This is a genomic window from Nostoc sp. (genome assembly GCF_036917095.1).
GTDB lineage: Bacteria > Cyanobacteriota > Cyanobacteriia > Cyanobacteriales > Nostocaceae > Nostoc.
In genome coordinates this window covers 138,202-162,771 of record NZ_JBALFH010000056.1, presented here as the reverse complement: position 1 = coordinate 162,771, position 24,570 = coordinate 138,202, and the positions used below count along the sequence as shown (strand labels likewise).

24 protein-coding genes are annotated in these 24,570 nt (G+C 41.6%); 10 read left to right on the top strand and 14 right to left on the bottom strand.

Going from position 1 to position 24,570, the window contains the following annotated elements:
- The first annotated feature begins 228 nt into the window (after nucleotides 1-228).
- The 5 genes from V7L01_RS33540 (at nucleotide 229) to V7L01_RS33520 (ending at nucleotide 5,437) form a co-directional block, all read left to right on the top strand.
- Entirely contained in the window at nucleotides 229-1,038 is an 810-nt protein-coding gene (locus tag V7L01_RS33540) for an FHA domain-containing protein (protein WP_335042621.1), read from the top strand.
- Nucleotides 1,039-1,264: 226 nt separating this feature from the next.
- Nucleotides 1,265-1,618, top strand: coding sequence for a hypothetical protein (locus V7L01_RS33535; RefSeq protein WP_335042619.1), 354 nt, complete (start codon nucleotides 1,265-1,267; stop codon nucleotides 1,616-1,618).
- 96 nt (nucleotides 1,619-1,714) lie between these two features.
- Complete coding sequence (ycf46, locus tag V7L01_RS33530; RefSeq protein ID WP_335042618.1) at nucleotides 1,715-3,226, top strand: stress-responsive protein Ycf46; 1,512 nt, start codon at nucleotides 1,715-1,717, stop codon at nucleotides 3,224-3,226.
- 142 nt (nucleotides 3,227-3,368) lie between these two features.
- Nucleotides 3,369-3,719, top strand: a complete 351-nt coding sequence (locus tag V7L01_RS33525) for a DUF1257 domain-containing protein (RefSeq protein WP_012407317.1) — start codon at nucleotides 3,369-3,371, stop codon at nucleotides 3,717-3,719.
- 137 nt (nucleotides 3,720-3,856) lie between these two features.
- Nucleotides 3,857-5,437, top strand: coding sequence for an endonuclease NucS domain-containing protein (locus V7L01_RS33520; RefSeq protein ID WP_335042616.1), 1,581 nt, complete (start codon nucleotides 3,857-3,859; stop codon nucleotides 5,435-5,437).
- A gap of 171 nt (nucleotides 5,438-5,608) precedes the next feature.
- On the opposite strand, the gene V7L01_RS33515 is transcribed toward V7L01_RS33520, so the two are convergent.
- The 6 genes from V7L01_RS33515 to thrB all read right to left on the bottom strand — a co-directional run bounded on the left by V7L01_RS33515 (nucleotide 5,609) and on the right by thrB (nucleotide 10,628).
- Entirely contained in the window at nucleotides 5,609-5,944 is a 336-nt protein-coding gene (locus V7L01_RS33515; protein ID WP_190913376.1) for a XisI protein, read from the bottom strand.
- Nucleotides 5,932-6,348 (bottom strand): XisH family protein, encoded by a 417-nt coding sequence (locus V7L01_RS33510; RefSeq protein WP_335042615.1) that lies wholly within the window; start codon nucleotides 6,346-6,348, stop codon nucleotides 5,932-5,934. Before V7L01_RS33510 ends, V7L01_RS33515 begins: the two co-directional genes overlap by 13 nt.
- 46 nt (nucleotides 6,349-6,394) lie before the next feature.
- Nucleotides 6,395-7,000, bottom strand: a complete 606-nt coding sequence (locus V7L01_RS33505; protein WP_335042613.1) for a Uma2 family endonuclease — start codon at nucleotides 6,998-7,000, stop codon at nucleotides 6,395-6,397.
- A 131-nt stretch (nucleotides 7,001-7,131) separates the two neighbouring features.
- On the bottom strand, nucleotides 7,132-8,745 hold the full coding sequence (locus V7L01_RS33500) for an NAD(P)H-quinone oxidoreductase subunit 4 (RefSeq protein ID WP_335042611.1): 1,614 nt from the start codon (nucleotides 8,743-8,745) through the stop codon (nucleotides 7,132-7,134).
- A gap of 416 nt (nucleotides 8,746-9,161) precedes the next feature.
- A complete protein-coding gene (locus V7L01_RS33495; protein ID WP_335042610.1) occupies nucleotides 9,162-9,671 on the bottom strand; it encodes a hypothetical protein in 510 nt (169 codons plus the stop codon).
- A 42-nt stretch (nucleotides 9,672-9,713) separates the two neighbouring features.
- Nucleotides 9,714-10,628 (bottom strand): homoserine kinase, encoded by a 915-nt coding sequence (gene thrB, locus V7L01_RS33490; protein WP_335042609.1) that lies wholly within the window; start codon nucleotides 10,626-10,628, stop codon nucleotides 9,714-9,716.
- Between the two features lie 198 nt (nucleotides 10,629-10,826).
- On the opposite strand from thrB, the gene V7L01_RS33485 reads away from it, so the two are divergent.
- Together V7L01_RS33485 and V7L01_RS33480 are read left to right on the top strand one after the other, a co-directional pair.
- The gene (locus V7L01_RS33485) at nucleotides 10,827-11,198 is read left to right on the top strand and encodes a hypothetical protein (RefSeq protein WP_335042608.1); all 372 of its coding nucleotides are present in this window, start codon (nucleotides 10,827-10,829) and stop codon (nucleotides 11,196-11,198) included.
- Between the two features lie 60 nt (nucleotides 11,199-11,258).
- Nucleotides 11,259-11,498, top strand: a complete 240-nt coding sequence (locus tag V7L01_RS33480; protein ID WP_094342344.1) for a hypothetical protein — start codon at nucleotides 11,259-11,261, stop codon at nucleotides 11,496-11,498.
- A 115-nt stretch (nucleotides 11,499-11,613) separates the two neighbouring features.
- Here V7L01_RS33480 and V7L01_RS33475 read toward each other — a convergent pair whose 3' ends face one another.
- Nucleotides 11,614-13,302 (bottom strand): NAD(P)H-quinone oxidoreductase subunit 4, encoded by a 1,689-nt coding sequence (locus tag V7L01_RS33475; protein ID WP_335042607.1) that lies wholly within the window; start codon nucleotides 13,300-13,302, stop codon nucleotides 11,614-11,616.
- A gap of 181 nt (nucleotides 13,303-13,483) precedes the next feature.
- Nucleotides 13,484-14,203, bottom strand: coding sequence for a response regulator transcription factor (locus V7L01_RS33470; RefSeq protein ID WP_335042606.1), 720 nt, complete (start codon nucleotides 14,201-14,203; stop codon nucleotides 13,484-13,486).
- 370 nt (nucleotides 14,204-14,573) lie between these two features.
- On the opposite strand from V7L01_RS33470, the gene V7L01_RS33465 reads away from it, so the two are divergent.
- Nucleotides 14,574-15,668 carry a hybrid sensor histidine kinase/response regulator gene (locus V7L01_RS33465; protein ID WP_335042605.1) on the top strand — a complete coding sequence of 365 codons (1,095 nt, stop codon included), beginning with the start codon at nucleotides 14,574-14,576 and terminating at the stop codon, nucleotides 15,666-15,668.
- 249 nt (nucleotides 15,669-15,917) lie between these two features.
- Here V7L01_RS33465 and psb35 read toward each other — a convergent pair whose 3' ends face one another.
- From psb35 to V7L01_RS33440, 5 genes are all read right to left on the bottom strand, one after another.
- Complete coding sequence (gene psb35, locus V7L01_RS33460) at nucleotides 15,918-16,127, bottom strand: photosystem II assembly protein Psb35 (protein ID WP_335042603.1); 210 nt, start codon at nucleotides 16,125-16,127, stop codon at nucleotides 15,918-15,920.
- Between the two features lie 158 nt (nucleotides 16,128-16,285).
- Nucleotides 16,286-16,468, bottom strand: a complete 183-nt coding sequence (locus tag V7L01_RS33455) for a CsbD family protein (RefSeq protein ID WP_322675236.1) — start codon at nucleotides 16,466-16,468, stop codon at nucleotides 16,286-16,288.
- Nucleotides 16,469-17,146: 678 nt separating this feature from the next.
- Nucleotides 17,147-18,106 (bottom strand): glycosyltransferase family 2 protein, encoded by a 960-nt coding sequence (locus V7L01_RS33450; RefSeq protein WP_442937066.1) that lies wholly within the window; start codon nucleotides 18,104-18,106, stop codon nucleotides 17,147-17,149.
- 360 nt (nucleotides 18,107-18,466) lie between these two features.
- Nucleotides 18,467-19,186 carry a hypothetical protein gene (locus tag V7L01_RS33445; protein WP_335042601.1) on the bottom strand — a complete coding sequence of 240 codons (720 nt, stop codon included), beginning with the start codon at nucleotides 19,184-19,186 and terminating at the stop codon, nucleotides 18,467-18,469.
- A gap of 39 nt (nucleotides 19,187-19,225) precedes the next feature.
- Complete coding sequence (locus V7L01_RS33440) at nucleotides 19,226-19,348, bottom strand: hypothetical protein (RefSeq protein ID WP_335042600.1); 123 nt, start codon at nucleotides 19,346-19,348, stop codon at nucleotides 19,226-19,228.
- Between the two features lie 410 nt (nucleotides 19,349-19,758).
- Here V7L01_RS33440 and V7L01_RS33435 point away from each other — a divergent pair, with 410 nt between their 5' ends.
- Nucleotides 19,759-22,077 (top strand): PhoX family protein, encoded by a 2,319-nt coding sequence (locus V7L01_RS33435; RefSeq protein ID WP_335042599.1) that lies wholly within the window; start codon nucleotides 19,759-19,761, stop codon nucleotides 22,075-22,077.
- A gap of 194 nt (nucleotides 22,078-22,271) precedes the next feature.
- On the opposite strand, the gene V7L01_RS33430 is transcribed toward V7L01_RS33435, so the two are convergent.
- Nucleotides 22,272-22,817: a PEP-CTERM sorting domain-containing protein gene (locus V7L01_RS33430; protein ID WP_335042598.1), complete on the bottom strand. Its 546-nt coding sequence runs from the start codon at nucleotides 22,815-22,817 to the stop codon at nucleotides 22,272-22,274.
- 549 nt (nucleotides 22,818-23,366) lie between these two features.
- On the opposite strand from V7L01_RS33430, the gene V7L01_RS33425 reads away from it, so the two are divergent.
- On the top strand, nucleotides 23,367-24,569 hold the full coding sequence (locus V7L01_RS33425; protein WP_335042597.1) for an argininosuccinate synthase: 1,203 nt from the start codon (nucleotides 23,367-23,369) through the stop codon (nucleotides 24,567-24,569).
- The last annotated feature ends 1 nt before the right edge of the window (nucleotide 24,570 follow it).

The following is a 24,570-nucleotide window of genomic DNA, read 5'->3' as shown; positions in this document are numbered from 1 at the left end:
TTAGATGAGGCTTCAACCCCATCTAACTTCCAGTCCACCAAATCGGAGATTTTTGTGGGGGACTTAACCCGCAAGCTCGCTTTGCTCGTGGCAAGAGGTAGAGGGCACTATACCTCCAGCAAAAACTGCCTCTTTTGTTAAAAATTCAATATTTTTTCAGGATATTTACCATTCTCTTTTGAGTTCCCGGTAGAGGAAGCTCAGAGAAAGTGTTTTATCACACAACTCATGTACAGTGCATCCCAGACAGCCGAGCTAACTTTGGAGCTTTTTCACTTCCAAACCAACACATCTTTACAATTTCCAGCAAATCTTTCTGTAATTTGCATCGGTAAGCCAAACGACCAAAAACCACCAGATATTGACATTTCTGGCTTACCAGATTCGGATGTGGTATCTCGCATCCACGCGCAAATTTGGGTAAATGGAGATGAATACCATATCACCGATTTGGGCAGTTCTAATGGTACCTATGTTAACGGTGCGAAACTTCAACCTAAAGTTTTTTGTCCACTGCATCCAGGAGACAGAGTTTCCTTTGGGCAGGGAGACAAAATAACTTTCATGTTTAGGGTGCAGCAGCACTCTGCATCTGCCACAACAAATCCTACACCAAACTCCGCGCCCACAAAAATTACAGCGCCTACCATCGGCAAAGAAGAGGAACAAGTAATCCTTGCTAGCAAGCTTATCGGCTTAGGGCTAATCCTAGCAGGCGTTACATTTTTAAGTACAAGTATTTATGTGAGCGTCTACTTACGCAGCACACCTGGAATTTTGCTGTGTATGGGAGGTCTAGTAGCTCTAAATTGGGCTGGGCGCGATAATCGGATACTGGGATGGGTGTTGATTGGCATAGGAATTGCTCTATTCCTTGCCAGTGGTGTTGTAATCGGCTCTGTGTCACTTTTTTCTCTGCTGGTGTCATTCGCTGGCATCTCTTGTGGATATCAGTTGTTTACAACCGGAAAGGTATTCAACTTTAATCCGCTTACGCTCCAAATAGTTAAAAAATCAGCCAACTCAGGCAATCATTAAATTAGCGATCGCTAATTACCATTAAGGTCTCAGGTTTTGAATGCGTAAGTCCTGATTACTTCTGAGAGGTTCATAATCAGCTATTTATCATTCAATAAACAGCATTTCAGCCTCAAATGTAAACAAATGTAACAAATGTGGCGTTAAAACGTTTTGCTGTCTTGACAACCAATAGAAGAACCGATAACTTGATATACATACCCGGGTAAGACCGTTAAAGAGTTATATGCAAACGCAAACTAAGCAAAAGGTCACTTTGTATTTGTCGCCAGAGTTGCACAAAAAACTGAAGATTCGTTCAGCAGTCGATTCAGAACCAATGTCAGAACTTGCGGAACGTGCCCTCGTTTTTTACCTATCTAATTCAGAATTGGTTGATGAGGTAGAAGATTCTTCTTATGGGCGGACTCATAGAGTTTATTCATGCCCAACTTGTGATAGCTCACTAGTATTACGTGATGGGGAACTGGTTGCATTAGGCAATCAACCAGGAGTAGTTGGTCAACAACATCTTTCGATTGATGAGATGGATGAAGATGCAACCCATCCCAAGGGTGAGGAAGAGTTAGTTCCTTGCTAGATAGATAGGAATTATGAATTATTCATTCATGATTCGGTTGTCTTTACCAGAAGCAATGTCTCTACTGTCTTTATAAGGTCTCAAGTAGGTCGATGTATGAAAGAAGAGCTCAATATCCTAATTCAAGCTCAATACCCTTTAATCTACCTTGTGACCTCCGAGGAAGAGCGGGCCGAGCAAGCAGTTTCCACGATCGCTCAGTCGTTAAAGCCCCAGCGCCGAGTATTTGTTTGGACAGTAACACACGGCATTGTGGAGTATGGTCAACCCCGGAATGTCACGCAACACAACACCGTGTCTCCAGAGGCGGCCATTGAGTGGATAATCCGGCAGAAAGAACCTAGTATATTTATTCTTAAAGATTTACACCCCTTTATTGATGCGCCTGCAACAAACAGATCGTTACGTGATGCGATCGCTAGCTTTAAAGGTACGCAAAAGAACATCATTTTGATGTCCCCAATGCAACAAGTACCTATAGAGTTGGAAAAAGAAGTTGTTGTTATCGATTTTACACTGCCAGATATGGCGGAGTTAAATAAAGTACTGACTCAGCACGTAGACCAAAATCGTGGTCGGCGGTTGACAACAGAGGCTAGAGAAAAGCTTCTCAGAGCAGCTTTAGGTCTAACTAAAGATGAAGCTGAAAAAGTCTACCGAAAGGCGCAGGTAACTACAGGGCGTTTGACGGAAGATGAAGTAGATATCGTTTTATCTGAGAAAAAGCAACTAATTCGGCGCAATGGAATCTTAGAATACATTGAAGAAGATGAAACCATTGATGCTGTAGGTGGCTTAGAAGAGTTAAAAAGATGGCTCAAGCAACGCTCTAACGCTTTTACAGAAAGAGCGAGAGAGTATGGTTTGCCTCAACCAAAGGGGATGTTAATTCTCGGAGTTCCTGGTTGTGGTAAGTCATTAATTGCCAAAACTACTTCCCGACTGTGGGGTTTACCACTGTTGCGGTTAGATATGGGGCGAGTGTACGACGGCTCAATGGTGGGACGAAGTGAAGCAAACTTGCGAAACGCCCTGAAAACAGCAGAATCTATTTCTCCAGCGATTTTGTTTATCGATGAATTGGATAAATCCTTTGCTGGTAGTGGAGGTTCTTCTGATTCTGATGGGGGAACTTCAAGTAGAATCTTCGGTTCTTTCCTGACATGGATGCAAGATAAGAAATCACCAGTGTTCGTGATGGCAACCGCCAACAGAGTAGAACGCTTACCTGGGGAGTTCTTGAGGAAAGGACGCTTTGATGAAATTTTCTTTGTCGATCTGCCAACACCGGAAGAACGGCAACACATTTTTAATATTCATCTGACCAAGCGCCGTGAAGACATCTCTAGATTCGATCTAGAGCAATTAGCCAAGATGTCTGATGGCTTTTCTGGGGCAGAAGTTGAGCAAGCGATCGTTGCGGCAATGTATGAAGCTTTTGCCCAAGATCGGGAGTTCACCCAACTAGATATTATTGCTGCACTGAAGGCAACATTGCCGCTGTCTCGAACGATGCAAGAACAAGTAACGGCTCTGAGAGATTGGGCCAGACAGCGTGCACGCCCCGCAGCATCCTCCGTAGCTGAATATCAGCGAATGGAGTTCTAAAAGCTTTCCTCTGCCATCCCAGGGGGAAAGGCTAGCTCTGAATGCTAGCAGTTATAAGAAAAAGCCGCATCCTGCTAAGAGCGGCTTCGCCCGAAACAAACCGTTGTCGTTTTTCTCAATCTTCTCATTGGAGGAAACCCAAATGTCTCACTTTAGCACCCTGCGTACCAAGATCACCGATGCCGAAATCCTCAAGGCTTCCTTGCGCGACCTCGGTATCAGCGTAAAGACTGAAGCTGATGTCCGTGGTTATAACGGTCAGCGTGTCCGTTCTGACATCGTTGCTATGTTGGATGGCGAATATGACCTCGGCTGGTCTCGCAACAGCGATGGTTCTTTTGACCTAATCGCTGACCTGTGGGGCGTTGCTAAGAAGCACAACCAAACCGAGTTGATCAACTCAATCAACCAAAAGTATGCCGTTAACAAAACTTTGGCTGAAGTAAAACAACGCGGTCTGCAAAACGCCAATGTGAAGTTGGTATTGCAATAACAATTTCTCTGCGCGTTCCCAAAGCTGCACGGGTTAACCATATAAATAGCGGTTAGCCCGCTTTTTTATCGGGACTGAGATGTATTTCTCAGTCCCTATTTTTTTAGTAATCCAAAATGTAATGTAGGTAGGTAATCATGATAAATGAAGCAGATATTCGAGACTTTTTAACACAGCATTTAGATATTGTAGAACCTAATTTGAAATTTATTAAGAAGGAGTTTAGCCTTGAAAATAGTCTTGGTGCTGGTGGTCGTATAGACATTTTGGCAAAAGATAAATTTGGATTTTTTGTCATTATTGAAATTAAAAAAAATGACAAAACTACTAGGCAGGCTCTACATGAACTTCAAAAATACATGGCTTTATTTAAAACGAATTATGGTCTGGCTACTCACAAGTGTAGATGTATTCTACTTTCTACTGATTGGCATGAATTACTTGTGCCATTTTCGGAATTTTCAAGGGTTGTTGATTATCAAATAGATGGCTATCAACTCATAGTTAATGAAGAAGGGATACCTATAGGTAAAAAATCTGTACAGTTGGCTCCAGAGGGGGAAGAAAAATTTATCTTTCCAATACACAATATTTTCTTGTATGAAATCATTGAGAATAGAAAGATAGCAATAGAAAAGCTAGAAGATATTTTAAGAGAGCTAGAGATAACAAATTATTATGTTTCGATCATAAATTACGAGGGTGATTCTGAAAATGTAATATATCTTTTTGCTATATACTTAGTTCTTGATATATTTAAAGCTTCAGAAAAAGAGAGGATTCAAAAAAATCTAAATATCCTTAATGATGATAGTTATGAGTTTGATAATGAAGATGAAGATGAAGATATAAATATTAAACCTTTATTTGAAGAAGAGGCTTTGTCTGAAATTACTAATAGGCTAATAGGTTTAATAGACACTATGGAAGTAGGCACATCTGAAAAGCTTCAAGGTATGATGTCTAATGGTTGGCATATTAATAAAATATATCAAGGTAATCAATTATTTCAAAATTTATTAATAAATGATGAGGAAATTATCAAAGAAATTATCAGTTTTGAAGGTGGTAATTCTGTTGTCTATACATCAGTTACCACACCTAAAATTCAACCTTCATGGAAAGCAATTTCTGAAGGGTTAAAGCATTTTTTATATGGGAATGATTTATGGCAAATTGGGTATGACTGGTTTTTTAAAAAAGTAGAATCTATAAGCAGAGAAGCTACCGTAAATTTTAGGATTTATTATGGATCTGATATATTATTTAGCCTATATAACTATTTCTGTAGAGGTGTTTCTTACTTGCCAACTCTTGAAATAGTGGCTCAAATTCCAGGAGAACCAAACAAAACTATTATTCTAGTCGGTTCTGTAGAATGGGATGGACATACTTTTCCTAACGCAGGTTCAATTTTTCATGAACATAATCCTTCAGAGCTTTTTTATAAACAAAAACTTTACTTTAAAGAAGAAGCATTATATGAACTTCTGATGATGAACAAACATGGTATCGAATACTCCTTGTTTGAAATAACTATAGAGCAAAATACTCAGACTCTTATTAAACGTCTAGAGTTAGAAGAAGATGACACTGTAATTTTATTACCAATAACAGATGAAGTAGGATTAAGCTTAGAAGATTTCTTTATACACAATCGTGGCTATATTGAAGAGCTTTGTTATATTGGAGGTTCATGTTTTCACTTCGTAAGCTGAATAAATAGGTCTTGGTGCTGACCGAACTACTACTATTGCTCAAGCTGAGGCAAGTGTAATTGTTAGCACAGCCGTGGCTTTTAGTTAAAATGAAGGCGATGTCTACGACGGGCTACGCCTATGCACCGCGATTTATGTGAGTGATTGGGTTCCTTTCAACCTTCAGCCATCTTAACCAACAGCGAACTCAGTAAATTGTCGTTTAAAGGGGGAATGAAAAGCTAAAACGATGTCTTTTTTGGGTATGCCTCTACTAATAAGTTCATTGGCGATACCTCCTTCAGTACCATCGTGTTGAATCCAAATTTTTTCGTTTTTAATATCTAAATGCAAAACACAGCCATATACACGGCGCTTATTTGACCACCCCGCATGAACAACTTGGTAGCGATCGCGCTCTCTATCAAAAATGACTTCTGCTTCGACTTCTTCGTTACTGGCTTTGATTTCGCTGTAAGCTAGCAGCAGTTCTTGAATAAGTTGACGGTACTGTTCTACTTTTGCCATTTTACGATCGCCTCCTCTTCTGGGTCGAAAACAATCAGCCGAACTTGGTAGCGTTGGATTAATAAACGTGGCAGTTCTAAGGTAAAAAAAGAACGATACGTGTCTAAGGGAACTGCTAAATATAGAAGTCTCTCAGGTTGTTCTTCTTCAAGTGCTAATTGATATTTGAGATACTGTCCTAAAGCAGTACTAAATTCAGTTGTAGTAGATGGAGCAACAAAGCTTTTAACTTCAACCGCAATTTTTTCTTGATTTCGTTCAGCTGCTAAAACTTTCTCTGCACCAAGGTCGATGTACATATCCAAACCACCAAAACGCAGGAAAAGCGGGTCATTAGTGATGAGCCAACCCTCTTTCTCCAAAGCGCGTTTTACTGCATCATGGAATATGTCTCTCGCCGCCATAGATTCCTAGAATTTTGATTTCGGTACTATAAAACTAGCTTACTCCCTACCAAACCTGACTTAAATCCAAAACAAACCCAGGTAGCAACGGTTCACCATAAAGTGTCTTAGGATTATCTAATACCTCAACCGCAATATTAGGACGATAAATAAAAACTCGGCGTTGTTTTCTATCAATTAACCAACCAAGTTGTGTCCCATTATCAATATACTCTTGCATCTTGTCTTGCAAAATTCGTAAGTTATCGCTCTCAGAACGCAATTCAATCACAAACTCAGGACAAATCGGCGCAAACTTTTTTCGCAGTTCTGCTGGTATCGCTTCCCAGCGATCGCGTTTTATCCACGCTGCATCTGGCGATCGCACTGCACCATTAGGCAAAGTAAACCCACCACTAGAACCAAATCCTACACCTGTACCATCTTGCTTTGTCCATACCCACAACTGCCCAACTAAGTTAAAGTTGCGTTCATCAGTTTCGGAACCAGTAGGGGGCATAATGACTAATTCTCCAGCAGCATTACGTTCGATGCGAAAGTCGTGGTTTAACTGGCAAAATTCGTAAAACTGATCTTCAGTTAGTGCGATCGCAGGTTGCAATTGCAAGACCATTGGTATAATTTCTGTGGCTATAGGTAAGTTAATGGTCATAATTCATATTTGGGAGTTTCACCTGTCTTTAGGATATATCTTGGCAAAATTTTAGGGGTGGTTTCGTAACCACCCCTTTATTGCCCTAATAATTTAGAATTTACTTGCAGACCCCTTAATGGGAAGTTAATTTACTCAGAAATGTTAATCAAACTTTCAACTTGAGAATTAGCCAATGTTGGCGCAGAGAAAATCCGCGAGTACAGACTTGATGGTTGTTGATGAGCAACGACTGGTAGAACTTCACGAGCATGGGCGGCTAATTCTACTGCCTTCACATCATAAGTCTGCGTTGCTAACTTGGGATAAAATCCGATACCGATGATTGGCAGCAGCAAACAAGCGGTAATAAATATTTCGCGGGGTTTGACATCAGATATTACAGCATCCAAGTGCAACTCTTGACTTTGCTCGCCATAGAACACTTGACGCAGCATCGATAGTAAATAAATTGGTGTCAAAATCACGCCAACTGCTGACAGCAGCACGACTACAATTTTGAAGCTGGAACTGTAAACATCACTGGTGGCGATACCAAGAAATACCATTAACTCACCTACAAAGCCACTCATTCCGGGTAAGGCGAGAGAAGCCATTGAACCAATGGTAAACAGAGCAAAGGTTTTGGGCATTACCTTGGCCATACCGCCCATTTTATCCATCATCAAGGTGTGGGTGCGATCGTAAGTCACGCCAGACAGGAAGAACAAGCTAGCAGCAATCAAGCCGTGGGAAACCATCTGTAGCACTGCACCACTAATACCTAATTCTGTGTAGGAGGCAATTCCAATCAACACAAACCCCATGTGGGCAATTGAAGAGTAAGCCAAGCGGCGTTTGAGATTGGTTTGAGCAAAGGCACAGCAAGCACCGTAGACAATGTTCACTACACCCAAAATTGCTAACACTGGGGCAAAAGTCACATGGGCATTGGGCAACATTTCCACATTGAAGCGGATCAGAGCATAACCACCCATTTTTAACAACACACCAGCCAAAATCATTGAACCGGGTGCTGATGCTTCACCGTGGGCATCAGGTAGCCAAGTGTGTAAGGGAAAAATCGGTAACTTTACACCAAAAGCTATTAAGAAACCTGCATAAACCAACAATTCCAAGGTTTTGGGGTATTCTTTCATTCCCAGAGTCGCCATATCGAAGGTGACGGTATCTCCAGAGAATGCCATTGCAAAACCGGCAATCAAGATAAATATTGATGCGGCGGCGGTGTAGAGAATGAATTTAGTAGCCGCATAACGGCGGTTTTGTCCTCCCCAGATGGAAATCAGCAGGTAAACTGGCACTAACTCGATTTCCCACATTAGGAAGAACAGCAGCAAATCTTGGGCGACAAATACGCCAAGCTGGGCGCTGTACATCGCTAACATCAAACCATAAAATAATCGCGGCTTGGTGGTAACTTTCCAAGCCGCGAATATTGCGAGGGTATTTATTAAGCCTGTCAGAAGCAGCAAGGGCATCGATAAACCATCAACCCCCACAGCCCAATGCAAACCTAATTGCGGTATCCAAGGATAGTTTTCTACAAATTGGAGTCTTGAACTCTGAAAGTCGTACTTATACCAAAAGGCATAAATCATCAGTGCAAAGTCAGCGATCGCAACTCCCAGACCATACCACCGCACAGTTCTACCTTCTTTGTCTGGGATCAGGGGGATGGCTAAGGCAGCCACCAAGGGTAAGAGGATTATGGCTGTTAGCCAGGGAAATTCAATAGCATTCATCACTTCTGACAATCAATTTGCCTTCTCGCTTTTGGTTTCATTATATTAAGTAATTTATAGTTTTGTAAATATTCTTTAAGTATAGAAGATTAAATTTTTAATATTGACAAGAATATATACTCATCGAATGTCAAAGTTTCAGGATGGATAAGAATAAATACTTATCGGATTTTGCCGATTCCATTCTAAATGTAAACTTTTGCAACGTCAATAAAAAACGGCAGCTCAAGCCACCGTTACAAAACCGTCATATTTTCTAGCCTAATTGTCAGGGCTATTTAGTCTACGCTTCTAAGTTGAGTCATAGACCTAACCCCCAGCCCCTTCCCTATAAGGGAAGGGGAGTAAGATTCAAAGCCTCTCTCTTCTTAGGAGAGAGGTTTGGAGAGAGGCCAAAAGTACTTGGGGCTAAAGCATTAAACAATCCGGTTGACAATTGTCCACACTTCCCCATCAGAGCGGACATAAGGGACGGAGATTGTCTTAAACCCAGTGATGAAGGGCTTGTAATAAATCCGCCAATACATTGGACTCAATTCATTGGCACAACGTTTAAGGAGGCGGACTTCTGTTGCCAGTTCACTTGCTAGTTGATTAATGCGTTGAGCATGAACCTGTGCCACTTCTTTGGCTTCTTCTAGCTCTTGTTGTTGGATAAGTTCTTTTGATACAACTTGCGATCGCACTAATTTACCTTGTCTTTGTTTTATCTGTCCTTCCAAAGCAGCGATCGCTGCATCTATGCCTTGGAGTTCAACTGATAATTGGGCATTTTCCCTGGCTTGACGGCGATACGCTTCCACCATTGCCTGGGGTGAATCATTCTCGCCAGAGATTACATTATTAATAGTGAGTGCAGCGCGTTCTTCTAGGAGAATCTGAATTTGAGATTTAAGCGCCGCCATTTCAGCCTGAATTTGCTCCATAAATCGAGTTTTAAGTGCTGAGTAAAATAGTTATCTGATTTTTTAAAAGCTTTTTGCGCCTTGGGTATCGAGAGAAAGCGATCGCACCTCGGCTGTAATTCCTTCTTCTTGCCAAGCAGCTAACATTGCCGCCTCCACAGCCTCTGAGTGTAACCGATCCGCCAAAGCTAACAGTGTCGGGCCCGCACCACTAATCACCATACCATAAGCACCAGCACTAACAGCTGCGATGTTGAGGGCATCGTAACCAGGAATCAAAGCTTTGCGATAGGGCTGATGCAACTTATCTTGCAAAGCTGTCTTTAACCATTGTCCGTTACCAGTTTCCAAGCCCCGTAACAATAACCCCAAATGTGCCGTATTGAAAATCGCATCGGCGCGACTCACCTCAGTTGGAAGAACGCCTCGCGCTTCTGAAGTGGAAAGTTCAAAATTAGGAATAGCCACAACTGGTACAACATCTTTATGCCAGGGAACATCACAAATTTCCCAACCTGCACCACTGGTAGCAGCGAGACGACATCCTCCCAATAAAGCTGGAACTACATTATCTGGATGTCCTTCCATTGCGATCGCTAACTCCATCACCTGCGACTGAGAAAGAGTAGCACCCTCAAGCTGATTAGCCGCAACCAACCCACCAACAATTGCTGTCGCCGAACTACCCAAACCCCTCGCCAGTGGGACACCTAACTTAATCTCTATTTTCACAGTTGGCGGTGTCTGCTCTATATGTTGATAGAACTTGACAAACGCTTGGTAGAGGAGATTGCTCTCATCAGTTTGGACTCGTTCAGCTTCTGTACCAGTGACATTAATAGTTAGTCCACCCTCTTCTAGGCGAGTGAACTTGAACTCGTTGTACAGCTTTAAAGCTGCACCGATGCAATCAAAACCAGGCCCCAAATTCGCAGTTGTGGCGGGAACAGTAACAGTGACACCAGAAACAACAGACATTGGCAAAACTCACTAATCATCAACCAGCATCCCATGTAAAGGGTTGATTTGTTTACTAGTGAGCTAATTATCTGTTGTGGTAGTTTGCATACCCATCTGAGTGTTTACATTTTATTAATATATTTTTTTACCTAATGATTTAAAAATAATGTTATTATTCGGTTATATATTGACTATTTATATTAACTAATTTATTAAATGGAATATTTAAAGCGCTTTCTTGAGTATGCTCCTGAGGCGTATGATGCTATTCGTAATGCTGACGATGTAGCAGTGATTGCACGTAATACTGGATGGGCAGAGTTTCGCATTCGACGAATCAAAAAACATTTATTTTATGATGAACACCAGTTGGATTACGATCTCGGATTTAACCGCTTTAGTCCTGATCCAGATATAGCAGATGCCTGGATTAGGTTACAGCGAGGTAATTTTAATCCTGAAGATTTGAGACTACTGGAACATGAATACTTTGAGTCGAGGTTTGAAGGCATTTTCTATACTAACTACCGTACAGCTCATGACGCTACTGAGCGCTCTGGCCGTTTGTGGAGTCCCCCAGTAACATGAGCATAACTCAAATGAGTTAAAACTGAAGTATCTAACTTTTACAGACCACATTAATCTGTTATGGCTTTTTACGTATTGATTCTAAAAGAAAAGGAGGATGAGACTGGCGTTACTTACCGCTTTGGGCCACATGAAGATCGTCTCGGCTCTTTGTGGATAGATAAATTGAGTGGAGAAATTAAGGAACTTCAAGAAACACCAGAGCAAAACTCGCAGGCATTTTTTCAACGAGCAGCAGTAAAGGTTTGGCAAAATTGGAAAAAAGGAGCTTTTCCAGAAAAAACATCTTGGGCATCCTGAGAATGATTTGGGATTGATAGCCTATCTATAGCGATCGGCTATCAATCCTCTGTTCTTCCTCAGAAAAATACCTAACGATCGCTCTTTTCCCCAGAAGAAATAGATTTCAAGAAGCTTACTTCAAAGTTCCCAAAACGGGCGCTACCTCAACCTCTGAAATTTGCGGAACTAAAAGTCCTTTAGCGTAAATCTGGGGATTGGTTTGCGAGACTATGGCATAAGACTGGCGAAGATTAGCATTGACTGCAACCGTCTTCACATCGTACATCTGCATCGCCATCTTGGGATAGAAACCAATACCAATAATCATCAGCAGAAAACAGGCAGCGATAAATACCTCACGCGGTCTAGCATCGTCGTAGACTGCTTCTTCTGGCACGATGCAGTCTGTACCAAAACAAACTGTTCCGTCATCTTCTTGATTTTCCAAGCCTGCATTATTAATGTCGCATAGCAGCGCTGCATCTTTACCATAAAACACCTCTCTCAGCATGGAAAGTAGATAAATAGGTGTGAGGATGACTCCAACTGCGGCGAGAAAAACCGTTACGGTGCAGAAAGTCGAACTGTAAACATCACTGCTTGTCATCCCAACAAATACCGAGAGTTCGCCAGCAAAGCCACTCATGCCGGGAAGTGCTAAGGATGCCATCGCGGAGATTGTAAACAGGGCGAAGACTTTGGGCATGGCTTGACCAACACCGCCCATATCTTTCATTACCATTGTGTGGGTGCGATCGTAAGTAACGCCTGCCAAAAAGAACAGCACCGATGCAATCAAACCATGTGAAATCATTTGCAACATCGCGCCGTTGATTCCCAAATCAGTGAACGACGCAATCCCAAGCAATACAAACCCCATGTGAGAAATCGACGAATAAGCTAAACGCCGCTTCATATTCGTCTGAGCAAAGGAGTTCAATGCACCATAGACAATGTTGACAACACCCAGAATGGCTAGAACCGGTGCAAAGTAAATGTGTGCATCGGGGAGCAGTTCAAGATTCAGGCGAATTAGTCCATATCCACCCATCTTCAGCAATACACCAGCCAAAATCATCGATACAGGAGAGGATGCTTCGCCGTGGGCATCGGGCAACCAGGTATGCATCGGGAAAACAGCAAGCTTGACGCCAAATGCAATCAGCAACCCTGCATAAAGTAGCAGCTGTAGTCCAATGGGATATTCCTTCTTAGCGAGGGCGGTTATATCAAATGTCATATCACCGCCGCCGTATAGCCCCATTGCCAGGGCTGCCACCAAAATAAAAATTGAAGCCGCTGCGGTATACAATAAAAATTTCGTAGCCGCATAACGACGCCTTTGTCCACCCCAAATGCAGACTAGTAGGTAGACGGGAATCAGCTCTACTTCCCACATAATGAAAAATAGCAGCAAGTCTTTGGCAACGAATACCCCTACCTGTGCGGAATACAGCACCAGCATCAGGAAATAGAATAGGCGAGGTCGGCGATCGACTTGCCAAGCCGAAAATATCGAGAGTGTGGTGACAAATCCTGCTAGAAGCACAAGTGGCGCTGAAAGTCCATCTACTGATACTGCCCAGTTAAAACCTAACTGAGGCACCCAAGCATAATTTTCCACCATTTGAAAACTAGCACTGCTGGCATCGTAATGCTTCCAAAAGGCGTAGCACATCAGGGCAAAGTCTGCGATACCTACACCCAATGCATACCACCGCACGCGCTTGCCATCTTTATCAGGCAGCACAGGGATGAGCAGAGAAGCAACGAGTGGCAGCAAGACAATTGCGGTAAGCCAGGGAAATTGATCCGCTATCATGTATATAAAAATACTTATTTAGTCAATTATGTCATTCTACTAAACTTTGTAACAATTTCTTAATAAATCTTTGTCCCAGTTAACCGCTTTGACTAAAAAACAATTGATTGAAAATGGTGACTGGGGAAGAAAGATCGTTATGTGTTCTTGTGTACGCAGTTTATGATGGCTATTAACTTGTTTAAGGTACTAAACCAGCCCGCAAAGCACGGACAGCAGCTTGTGTACGGTCAGCAACACAGAGTTTATTGAGAATACCTCGAACATGAGTTTTTACAGTACCGACTGTTAAATAGAGCCTTTTAGCAATTTCTGCATTGTCACACCCAGCGACAATCAACTCTAAAACATCCATCTCTCTATGAGTTAAAGGATAAGTAACTATACTTTTCTCAACATCTGGGTCAATACCTTCAATCAAGACTCTTTTTCCAGATGCCCCTCTGCTACCATCGGGGAAATCTTGACGTATTTGTTGTAGTACAAGGTCTGCGATCGCTGGATCGATCCATGAGCTACCTGCATAGGTGGTTCGCACAGCCTCAACTAGTCTCTCAGTTTCGATATCCTTCATGCAATAAGAATCTGCACCTGCTGCAAAAGCTGCTAAAACTGCCTGTTCGCTATTCTGCATCGTTAAAATCAGCAGCTTTGTTGTATAATCTTCATTCTCTGCTTGATATTGTCTAAATGTACGTGTTAGCTCAATACCATCCATGTCAGGCAAACCAATGTCAATAGTAGCAACATCAGGCTTGAGAGTTTTTAGAAGCTTTATGCCATCAGCTGCATTGGCTGCTTCACCAACAATGTTTAACTCTGGCTGGGTTTGCAAGGCAGCCCGTAAGCCGATTCTTGTAAGGTTGTGATCTTCAATCACGAGGATCTTGATTTCACTCATAGTTGCTTAACTTTACTTTTATTTATCTTAAGTACAGATTAAAATAATCTCGTTCTTCTATTCGGGATTTTATACAAAAAGCAATGCACTTCGTATTGTTCCCTGAACTTCATCTACCATTAGACATAAATAACCTTATCTCGGAAGTTTTTCTAAAGCAAGAGTTTCGATCTGACAAAAAGTAAGATATTTTAATTAAATAATACCTATTCTAGATAAAAGCACAGTGTAATTACTTAAAAAGGTTAGAGATATTTAATTCAGGAAACTTGAAAGAAAAATGTGAATCCTTAATAATCTCAGCGCTAGTGAAGTAAGCTATTACTAGATTTGCGAGGGATAGCCAAGCACTTCTTTTTTTTATTTAGCCATGTCTTTAACTAAAACTGTCAAAAAAGATAAAATTCTCGTTGTCGATGATATTTTTGACAATTTACTGGTCTTAGAAGCAGTCCTAGAAGATAACGACTATGAAATTAACCTGGTGGAAGATAGCAAACTTGCTCTAACTATGGTTGAAGAGTCGCCGCCAGACTTAATTCTCTTAGATGTAATGATGCCGGAGATAGATGGCTATGAATTTACTCGACGTATTCGACAGAATCCGGCGTTGCCATTTATCCCGATTCTGCTGCTCACGGCTCACTATGAGTCTAGCGTTGTTGAAGGACTCGACGCTGGTGCAGATGACTTCATCCGTAAACCATTCGATCCTGATGAACTACATGCACGAGTGCGATCGCTCCTGCGCCTCAAACATAGCATCGACGAACGAGATCAGATGGCTAACCTGCGGGCAGATTTTGTCTCGCGTTTTACTCACGATTTACGCATACCACTCGTGGCCTCCAACCGCGTATTAAAATTATTGCTGGAAGGCAGGTTTTGCGAAGTTTCGCCACAATTGCAAGAAATAATTGATACCATGATTGGCAGTAATCAAGACCTGCTGGAAATGGTAAATACCTTGCTAGAAGTTTATCGTCATGAAGCGGGCTGTAAAACCCTAAAAATTTCTCCCTGCAATATTCAGGAATTAGTTAGTGAAGTTTCCCAAGAATTAACTCCCCTGGCTGAAGAAAAAGGATTAGCTCTAAACCTTGATAAGGGTGAAACTGCAACCACAGTGATGGGCGATCGCGTAGAACTGCGGCGAGTTTTGACAAATATCATCGGCAATGCAATCAAATTTACAGACAAAGGTTCTGTAGATATTCACTGCTATCTCACTCCCGTAGCTGTGACTATTGATATCCAAGATACAGGGCCGGGAATTTCTAAACCAGATCAGGCAATATTGTTCGAGCGATTTCGTCAAGGTAAACATCAGCGTTCTGGTAGTGGTTTGGGGCTATATTTATCTCGCTACATTATCGAAGCACATCAAGGCACAATCGATGTGACATCTGAACCAGGGCAGGGTAGTACATTCACCATACGTCTACCTGTAGCTAGTGAAAATTAAAAGTAGGGATTCATCGGAAAAGCCAATCTGGGCTAAAAGTCTCCCTTGTTAAAGTAAATTTAGCGGCATCTGTGTATGTCTGGCATTCTTTTTTTAGGTCGATCCAATGCAAGTATATCTATGTGCCCTAACTATACCAAATGGGTGTTTTGCAATTCAAAAATACAAAAATAGTGTTCACAGGCAAAATCCGCGAACACTAAGATAGAAAACTAAGATATAGGAAGAAGCAGACAAAAATAAATATTTTTACCGATCGATTTCTGGAACAATATCGGGACGATTTTTATCTTCCCAACCTACAGGACGTTTGGAATTGTACCAGGCAATTGACCCTATAGTCACAGCAGCGAAAAAGCCCAATCCTAATAACGCTGTCAGCACAATAGAATAACTAGAATTACCTTGTAATGTTACAGGTATATCTGTTAAAAGATAGGTAAATAAAAGATTAATCATGAATCTACACTTTTAAAAAAATCAGTGATTTGAGTAAATATTTTGTAACCGATATTTAGAAAAAGCCTATAACCCAACGTAAAACTCACATTTTATAAAGGGAGAAGGTTCAGTAAATAATTATTTTACCTACACCTTTTCCCTAAATAAACTTCATCTTAGTCTAAAGTTTTTTTAACTTCATCTTTGATATTTTCAGTCGTGTGGCGGACTTGGGCTTCAGCTTGTTTAGCTTTACCTTCAGCTTTATCTTTAGGATCGCCAGTTACTTCACCAATTGCTTCTTGTACTTTTCCTTCGACGTTTTTAGCGAAAGCTTTTGCTTTATCTTCGATACTCATATTTTTTGTTCCTAAACTAAGTTAATAGCGATTAGTTGTTGCTTGCTTGAAAAGCGCTGCAATGTTTATAGATTACTTTTAAACAAGTTTTAATTCTTCTATCTGACGATGTTTTTATGAAGAATATTTGTGTCCGTTGTACATAGTTATTTAAAGGTTGAATTCATCTTGGAGAAATTAAATAATATCCAAAAGGGGGAAAAGCATCATCATATTCTTCTATCTTGCGACAAAATCATTTATAGCTTCAGATAAATAGCGATGATGAGAACTGCAACTTGGCGTATAACTACTGGATATGGTAAATACAGCAGTTTTCTTTTCCATGAAGTAAATAGCCACGGGTTTTGAGGCAGGAGGCAGAAACTCTTTATATTTGATACGTGAGTCCTGAGTTTTGTACTCCACTTACTTGCAAAAAGCTGTATGTCGCTTCTTAGGCTTTGACTACTTATAGCGGTTCTCAGTTGAGTGAAGTAGAAGAACCCCACCCCCAACCCCTCCCCGCTCTTCGAGAGGGGACTATGATGTACTTCATTTAGGAAAAGCTATAAGCGGTAATTAGAAACAAATGGCGCAAGTCCAACGACTCTGCTCTTTTGGTTTAGACACACTCAAACAACTTTTGAGAATGAAATAGCCCTGACTAAACCGTATTGCCCTATCATCTAATTTAAATCAGGATGCTTGCTGCATTTGAGTATAGGCTTCATAGACGCCCTTCACGTTGTACCAGTTGAGAAAAATTCGGGCAATTTCTAAAGCCAATTGAGGTTTACCTAAATTAATTAGCCATTGCAAAAATGGAGCCATTGTTCGTTCATTAAGTGCGCCATTGAGTGAAAGAATGCCCCAAAGTAAGCGATGCAGCCAAGTCATTTGAATCATCATTCGCACTTCCCATGTGGGATGCTTTTGATAAAACAAAACTCCCATACGTCCGCGTTGTATTTCTTGGTCAATCAATCGGGGAATTTGCTCTAAGTTAAATGGTGGATGCCAGTGATAGCCGACGGCTTCGGGACATTTAATTAGTGTCAAACCTAGTTTTTTCAGCCGCACACCTAATTCTAAATCTTCCCAGCCATAGAGTTGAAAGCTAGTGTCAAAAAGTCCCGCTTTTTCAAGCCAATGTTTCGGAATTGCTACATTTCCTGTAGCAAAAAAAGCTGCTGAAAAATCTGTTACTTTGTAGGGTTCAGCAGTTGGATTATCGAAATTGCAAGTATTAATAACTGCACCGTAAGTGAAAAAGCGATCGCTTCTCAATTTCTCCTTTCCCTGCACTAGCGCATCCACGTGAGCTTGCAGGAAATTTTTCAGCACTACTAAATCACTATCAATAAAGATAATTGTGTCTCCGTGCGCCTGTTCTACCCCCAAATTCCGAGCCGCAGCTGGGCCAGCATGATCTTGCTGAAACCAGCGTACATGGGGAAACTCGTTTTTATGCACTGCCAACCATTCCAAAGTGCCATCAGTAGAACCATCATCTACTAAGACAATCTCGTAACCAGAAACTGGACTTGGCTTACTCAACTCCTGCACCTCCAAGGCGCGGAGGCACTTTTCTAAAATCGGTTGGCGATTATAAGTCGGTATCACAACGCTGAAAAACACGGTATCACCCACACACAACACTATCTACCCATCTCCAGGATAGGACAGATGCGACGCTGACACTGTTCCTTACTTGATTCTAGTTACGGAAATGCTGAATCTGCTGATGATGCAATACTTACTAGGCATTTAATAACAAGCACAGGACTTACGCAACTGGCACAAGCAATGGTGCGCGAAGCGCACCGAGCGCCCAAAAACTACACACTCCAGTCTTAAACTTAAGAGTCTTTGCCAAGCCAAAGAAATAAGTTAGTGGTACTTGCTCCTAAAAATCTTTCCTTTCGCGTTTGATTATTTTTTAAGCCCCAAAGCGATGCCTGCGGCGGGCGACGCCAACGCCTAAATTTTTCGCAATAAGCAAGAGTTAACGCTAATTCAGCCAGATTCTTCAAACAGAGAATCGTCCCAATAATTTCCTCCGGGCAGCCAAAGTCTTGCTTCGGCACTTCCTGGAGCTAGGCTTCTGTTGCCTACATAAGATTCGAGATAAAATTCCTGATTTTCTGTTTCAGGCAAACCAATGTTGAGAAGTAATTCCGCAAAGTGCGTTGCTCCCGATGGTGTTCCAAAGCCACGTATAACAGAACGATTTTTCCAGTCTTCCTCAGTTGTACAACAGTCCCCTTCATCCGTTAACAATAGTTCTGGCAGATCCCAATCGGGGACTTGCAAGTTATGAAGAGGATGAAGACAGCTTTGAACTTCAGGCCAATATTTAAAAGCGAAAGGTTTTGTATAAAATCCTCCTGTAAGTGTGTCAATGTCAAGATTCTGGGACTCCACAATAATTTTCTTTATATCGCTCTGTTGGTGAGTGAGTAGGAGTTCAAGCTCACCGATATGGGGGGAAAATATACACGCTAAAATCAAAAGACTCAACTGGCGATAGGTTTGTTTATGGGCAAAAAACCAAAGTTGATCGATCTGGTACCAAGAGCCATACTGATGCACGCCTTTTTTGACTACTAATTTAGCAGTCGAGATAAGTTGCTGTGGACAAGGTAAAGAGTTCTCAGTAACAATGAACGGTTCACTATCTGACGTGGTAGGCAAGCTAGAAGCTATCTTTCCAAAAAAATTTTGTAGTTTGTCCATTCACCATACTTCCTAACTTATTATTTAACTACCTATTCCTTACAATTCTGTATCCATCACATTCCCCGCATTTATGCCATATCTCCCTGTATAAATAATCTTGCCCACGGCAGTTGGCATCACCGTGCCAGAAAAGGTTTTTTGTCGGTGCGCTTCGCGCACTATTGCTTGTGCCAGTTACGTAGGTACTAAGGCATATAAACTTACCATGTCTTAAACCTGAAAATATACATTTTTCTATATCTGTTAAACATTATTTTACTTTTACAGTTACAGGTATTTATGCTTAACTCACATCACTTTTTTCAAGATTAATTATTAGTAAAGAATAACACTTGATAAATTCTCATTAATCAGGATATAACCTGTTGTTAATTTTTAGTGATTATATTTTAGGACAAACTTAGGAAATTTCATGTATTTAGATAACTTGAATAGCAAATATTCTATTTTTGATAGCAAGTTATTTCAAGTTTAAAACATAGGAAGTTTCACGTAAATACTAATGGCTTTTTGTCAATAAGTAGAGTTTGTCTGTATTAAATTTTTCCGAGCGGAATAGAGGAAATTTGATGTCTACATTGAGCCGGAGACAACTTTTAATATTTTTTGCAGGCAGTGCTGGTGCTGCTGTGTTGGGAGACAAAATCCTAGATGGTTTTACTAGCATTGCGGAAGCAAAAACTAAGCTACTAAGCTTTACACCAGTGCGCTTACCCCATCCCCTACCAATTTATAAATACCAAAAGAATTTCTTGCCCACAGGAATCGGTCAGGGAAAAGTAGAAAATGCATCTACGGATGTTAAGTTAAGTAGCTACAACGTCATTGATGATGTGGTAGTGCCGCCGGAGTACGAACGTTATGTAATTGTAAGTTGGGGCGATCGCGTGTTTCCCAATCAGGATGATTATTTCGGCTACAACTGCGATTACACTGGTTTTGTTCCGATTGGTAGAAGCAACGATGTCGGCTATTTGTGGGTAAATCACGAATATGTTAGTTTCCCTTTTTCTGTCTTAGCACCAGGAACTCCCTCTGATGTGAAAGCATCACCTGACGCATTCAGGCAAGTAATTGGGTGGGCTTTACCCTCTGCCAAAAATATTGAAGTTGAAGGGGAATTTTTATATAACCAAGGCGGATCGATCGTTCGCGTCTCTCGCCGTAACGCCAAGAAGCGTTTTGCTGTGGTTAGGGATGATGCGAAAAATCGCCGGATTCATGGTCTTTCTGGTTTGGGAATTAATAGCCAACGGAATGATAACTACAAAAACATTACTTCTTGGGGAAGCCGCAGCCACCAGCAAGGTGACCAAAACTATTTAACTAGTACTGGCCCAGCCGCAACTGAAGTATTTAATCTGAGTTCCGATAAACTGGGTAAGAAAATTATTGGTACTGCCTATAACTGTTCTGGTGGTACAACTCCTTGGGGAACTATTTTATCTGCTGAAGAAAACTTCCAAAGTAGTGTTACAGAAGCAGTTAAGCCTGATGGAACTCAGACAGATTATACCAAGGATACTATAGGTAAGACTTTTGGTTTAGTTGGCGAAAAATACGGTTGGATTGTCGAAATTGACCTCGTAAATCCAAATTTCCGCCCTCGAAAACACACTTGGTTGGGTCGTTTCCGCCATGAAAACGTCGCCATCCGGGCTGAAGCAGGCAAGAAATTAGTTGCCTACATGGGTGATGACAGACGTGGTGGACATACCTGGAAATTTATCAGTAAAGGTACTATTTCCTCGCCAACTAGTAAAGCCAACAGCAGTTTGTGGGAAAGCGGTACTTTATACGTTGCCCGTTACAACCCAGACAAAACAGGTCAATGGATACCTTTACTCTTAAATACTGCTACCAATCCTATTCCACCATCAGTTATTTCTTCTCAAGAAGGTAACGTGTTGGAGGAGAAAGTGAAATTTTTACCATTACCGAAACGTAGTGGCGTTGCAGGTCAAACTGAAGATGGTGGTATTTTTAAATGCGATCGCATCAACGAAGCGACAGTACTACCTAATTATCAGAATAAAAAGCTATCTGACTTCTACCCCACCCAAGGCGCTGTTCTTAGTGATGCTTTCTTAGCGGCGAACTTGTCCGGAGGAACGCCTACAGCCCGTCCAGAAGATTTAGAAGTACATCCCTTCACCAAAGAGGTGTTCATCTCCTATACCGATGGTGCGCCAGGAAGCGACGGTTATCCAGATTCGCGGATTTTTCAGGTTGCCAAGGTAAGTACCGATGTCAATGCTACACAGCAGTCAGGCGGACTATACAAAATTATTGAAGATAGTGCCGATGGTACAGGTTTAACCTTCCGCTGGGAAAGATTTGCCCAAGGTGGAGAAGCCGGATCAATTGATGGTGCTGGTTTTGCTAATGTCGATAACCAAGTTTTCGACAATCAAGGTAATGTTTGGGGTGTTACGGATATGTCTACCAACACTCACAACGGTTTCGACATCGGTGCAGCTGGTACTCCAACCACCATAGATCGCAAAATTAGTGGTGATGTTTCCAAGCTTACAGGAGTTTTTGGTAATAACTGGCTGTTCTTTATCCCCACCAGTGGCGCTAATGCTGGACATGTAGTACCGTTTGCCTATGGGCCAGTGCGTTGCGAGATGACTGGGCCAACTTTTGTGGAAGATACGCTAATTCTTTCAGTACAGCATCCTGGTGAAGATTGTCCAATTAATGATGGCACGATCCTGAGTCGTAGCATTGAATTACTGGATTTGAATGGTACAACATTCAATCAAACTCGCACTGTACCTCGTGGTAGTAGTTGGCCCAGTAACATCAATGGTCAACCTACAGGTGTCCCCCGTCCATCTGTAATTGCTATCCAGCGGAAAAACCGGACTGGCAGTTTTGTTTAGCATTCCCTGTGCGTGTAAAGAAGCTGGATGAAAACTTCTTTACATCAAGTTTCTATGTAAAATCGGTGCTTTATAATTTTTAACCACAAATGCACACAGATAATTTATTTGTGTGCATAATTTGTCCGATCGCCAAGCTAAACCGTTTAGTTGAAAGCTGTTTACAACTTCACACACTGACTAAGTACAGCATTTCATTTTTTCTTGCGTTTCAGCGATAACCCCATCATACCAGCGATCGCTGTCCCACCAAGAGTCATAGGTTCTGGTACAGGCTGACCCTTAGAGTAACTTATTGTACCCACCTCTGTTGCAGACAATAAGTCGGCACTAAGAATGCTAGAAAATTTTGTTCCTCCTCTATTTGGATTACTTGGATCGTCCCCAATGAAAAATCGATCTTCAACTAAGTAGCTTAGTCCTAACAGGTTGCCATTTGTAAAGCTGACTACAGGAGATAATGGATAGTCAAAATCATTGGCCTCTGTATACTGAGTACCCAAGTAGTTAAAGGAAATGGATAATCCATTGCTAACACCTAAAGTTTCCTCACCTATCCCAGTTAAGGTTGAGTCTTCATATTGAAAAGAACCATAATACTTACCTGGGTTGTCGCCAGATGTTGCATTTACGGTAAAACCATTATTAATTAAAGCAGCCTGCGTTGGTTTAGCACCAACAGCAGCCACAGAGATAGCAACCGCAAAAGTAGCAATACCAAAATATGAAGCTAATTTCATCAGAAAATACTCCAAAGCTAAAAAATGAATAGTTCTGTAATTTCACTTAAATAAGCTTTGAAGCAAGGTATAGAGGTTAAGGAATAACAAACAAAAGAGTATCTTCATTAAATCTTCATGATTGCCAGCGATATATAAATTTTGTGTTAAGTTGTTTCCTATTTGAAGCTTTGTTGTCAACACTTGTTGAAAGATATCAGGACTTACGCAAGAACTCTCTGAAACTCTTATTCCTTTGTGTCCTTTGCGTCCTTTGTGGTTCGTTTTATCATGGTTTTGCGTAAGTCCTAGATATATTGCATCTTGCTACAAATTTTTTTTGCATTGAAAATATTGATATATTCAAACCCATATCAAATCAAAAGTATTTATATACAAGCGATCGCTCTATTTGCATTCCATTGGAGTTAACCACAAATTAGCCTATACAGATTGTCCTGTCTGAGTTTGCTGACAATCTGCCTATAGGTTATTGCATGAAGAAAATATACATGCATCAGTTTAGATATAATAATGACTCATTGTTTGTTTTCCTAACTGGAGAAATTAATGGGTCGCGCCAAAAAGGTTGTCCTGGCATATTCTGGCGGAGTGGATACCTCAGTTTGCATCCCCTACCTCAAACAGGAGTGGGGTGTGGAAGAGGTGATTACCCTAGCAGCAGATTTAGGACAGGGAGATGAATTAGAGCCAATTCGAGAAAAAGCTCTGAAATCGGGTGCAAGTGAATCCCTAGTGGCGGATGTCAAAGACAGCTTCGTTAAAGATTACGCCTTTGGAGCGATTCAAGCCAACGCCCTCTATGAAAATCGTTATCCTCTAGGAACTGCCCTTGCCCGGCCGCTGATTGCCAAGGTATTAGTAGAAACGGCTGAAAAATATGGTGCTGATGCGATCGCTCACGGTTGCACCGGTAAAGGTAACGATCAGGTTCGCTTTGATGTCTCTGTCACTGCCCTCAACCCCAACCTGAAGATCCTCGCACCAGCCAGAGAATGGGGAATGAGCCGCGAGCAAACGATCGCCTATGGGGAAAAGTTTGGTATTCCCTCACCAGTCAAAAAATCTTCTCCCTATAGCATTGACAAGAATTTGCTCGGTCGTAGCATTGAAGCTGGTTTACTCGAAGATCCGTCATTTGAGCCACCAGAAGAAATTTATGAGATGACCAAAGCGATCGCTGACACTCCCAACCAGCCAGAGTATATTGAAATTGGTTTCCACGGTGGCATTCCTACAACCCTCAACGGTATAGCCAAAAAGCCAGTTGAGCTAATTGAAGAACTCAATCAGGCGATCGGTAATCACGGTATCGGACGGATCGACATGATAGAAAACCGTCTGGTGGGGATCAAATCGCGGGAAATCTATGAATCACCCGCGATGTTAGTCCTAATTCAGGCACATAGGGATTTAGAAAGCTTGACATTAACGGCAGATGTTACCCATTACAAGCGTGGGATTGAAGAAACTTACAGCCAAATCGTTTACAACGGCCTGTGGTACAGTCCACTCAAAGTTGCACTGGATGCCTTTATTCAAAAAACCCAAGAGCGAGTCTCTGGAACTGTGCGCGTGAAGTTGTTCAAGGGCAACTCTACGATAGTTGGGCGTTCAAGCGATAATTCCCTCTATACTCCCGATTTGGCAACCTACGGAGCCGAAGACAAATTTGACCACAAAGCTGCTGAAGGCTTTATCTACGTTTGGGGGCTACCAACTCGCATTTGGTCGCAGCAAGTTAGAGGTTAGG

What these genes read in the sequence shown, in the direction of transcription:
- V7L01_RS33540 (WP_335042621.1), top strand. Translation starts at nt 229, where the DNA reads ATGTACAGTGCATCCCAGACAGCCGAGCTAACTTTGGAGCTTTTTCAC.
- V7L01_RS33535 (WP_335042619.1), top strand. Translation starts at nt 1,265, where the DNA reads ATGCAAACGCAAACTAAGCAAAAGGTCACTTTGTATTTGTCGCCAGAG.
- ycf46 (WP_335042618.1), top strand. Translation starts at nt 1,715, where the DNA reads ATGAAAGAAGAGCTCAATATCCTAATTCAAGCTCAATACCCTTTAATC.
- V7L01_RS33525 (WP_012407317.1), top strand. Translation starts at nt 3,369, where the DNA reads ATGTCTCACTTTAGCACCCTGCGTACCAAGATCACCGATGCCGAAATC.
- V7L01_RS33520 (WP_335042616.1), top strand. Translation starts at nt 3,857, where the DNA reads ATGATAAATGAAGCAGATATTCGAGACTTTTTAACACAGCATTTAGAT.
- V7L01_RS33515 (WP_190913376.1), bottom strand. Translation starts at nt 5,944, where the DNA reads ATGGCAAAAGTAGAACAGTACCGTCAACTTATTCAAGAACTGCTGCTA.
- V7L01_RS33510 (WP_335042615.1), bottom strand. Translation starts at nt 6,348, where the DNA reads ATGGCGGCGAGAGACATATTCCATGATGCAGTAAAACGCGCTTTGGAG.
- V7L01_RS33505 (WP_335042613.1), bottom strand. Translation starts at nt 7,000, where the DNA reads ATGACCATTAACTTACCTATAGCCACAGAAATTATACCAATGGTCTTG.
- V7L01_RS33500 (WP_335042611.1), bottom strand. Translation starts at nt 8,745, where the DNA reads ATGAATGCTATTGAATTTCCCTGGCTAACAGCCATAATCCTCTTACCC.
- V7L01_RS33495 (WP_335042610.1), bottom strand. Translation starts at nt 9,671, where the DNA reads ATGGAGCAAATTCAGGCTGAAATGGCGGCGCTTAAATCTCAAATTCAG.
- thrB (WP_335042609.1), bottom strand. Translation starts at nt 10,628, where the DNA reads ATGTCTGTTGTTTCTGGTGTCACTGTTACTGTTCCCGCCACAACTGCG.
- V7L01_RS33485 (WP_335042608.1), top strand. Translation starts at nt 10,827, where the DNA reads ATGGAATATTTAAAGCGCTTTCTTGAGTATGCTCCTGAGGCGTATGAT.
- V7L01_RS33480 (WP_094342344.1), top strand. Translation starts at nt 11,259, where the DNA reads ATGGCTTTTTACGTATTGATTCTAAAAGAAAAGGAGGATGAGACTGGC.
- V7L01_RS33475 (WP_335042607.1), bottom strand. Translation starts at nt 13,302, where the DNA reads ATGATAGCGGATCAATTTCCCTGGCTTACCGCAATTGTCTTGCTGCCA.
- V7L01_RS33470 (WP_335042606.1), bottom strand. Translation starts at nt 14,203, where the DNA reads ATGAGTGAAATCAAGATCCTCGTGATTGAAGATCACAACCTTACAAGA.
- V7L01_RS33465 (WP_335042605.1), top strand. Translation starts at nt 14,574, where the DNA reads ATGTCTTTAACTAAAACTGTCAAAAAAGATAAAATTCTCGTTGTCGAT.
- psb35 (WP_335042603.1), bottom strand. Translation starts at nt 16,127, where the DNA reads ATGATTAATCTTTTATTTACCTATCTTTTAACAGATATACCTGTAACA.
- V7L01_RS33455 (WP_322675236.1), bottom strand. Translation starts at nt 16,468, where the DNA reads ATGAGTATCGAAGATAAAGCAAAAGCTTTCGCTAAAAACGTCGAAGGA.
- V7L01_RS33445 (WP_335042601.1), bottom strand. Translation starts at nt 19,186, where the DNA reads ATGGACAAACTACAAAATTTTTTTGGAAAGATAGCTTCTAGCTTGCCT.
- V7L01_RS33435 (WP_335042599.1), top strand. Translation starts at nt 19,759, where the DNA reads ATGTCTACATTGAGCCGGAGACAACTTTTAATATTTTTTGCAGGCAGT.
- V7L01_RS33430 (WP_335042598.1), bottom strand. Translation starts at nt 22,817, where the DNA reads ATGAAATTAGCTTCATATTTTGGTATTGCTACTTTTGCGGTTGCTATC.
- V7L01_RS33425 (WP_335042597.1), top strand. Translation starts at nt 23,367, where the DNA reads ATGGGTCGCGCCAAAAAGGTTGTCCTGGCATATTCTGGCGGAGTGGAT.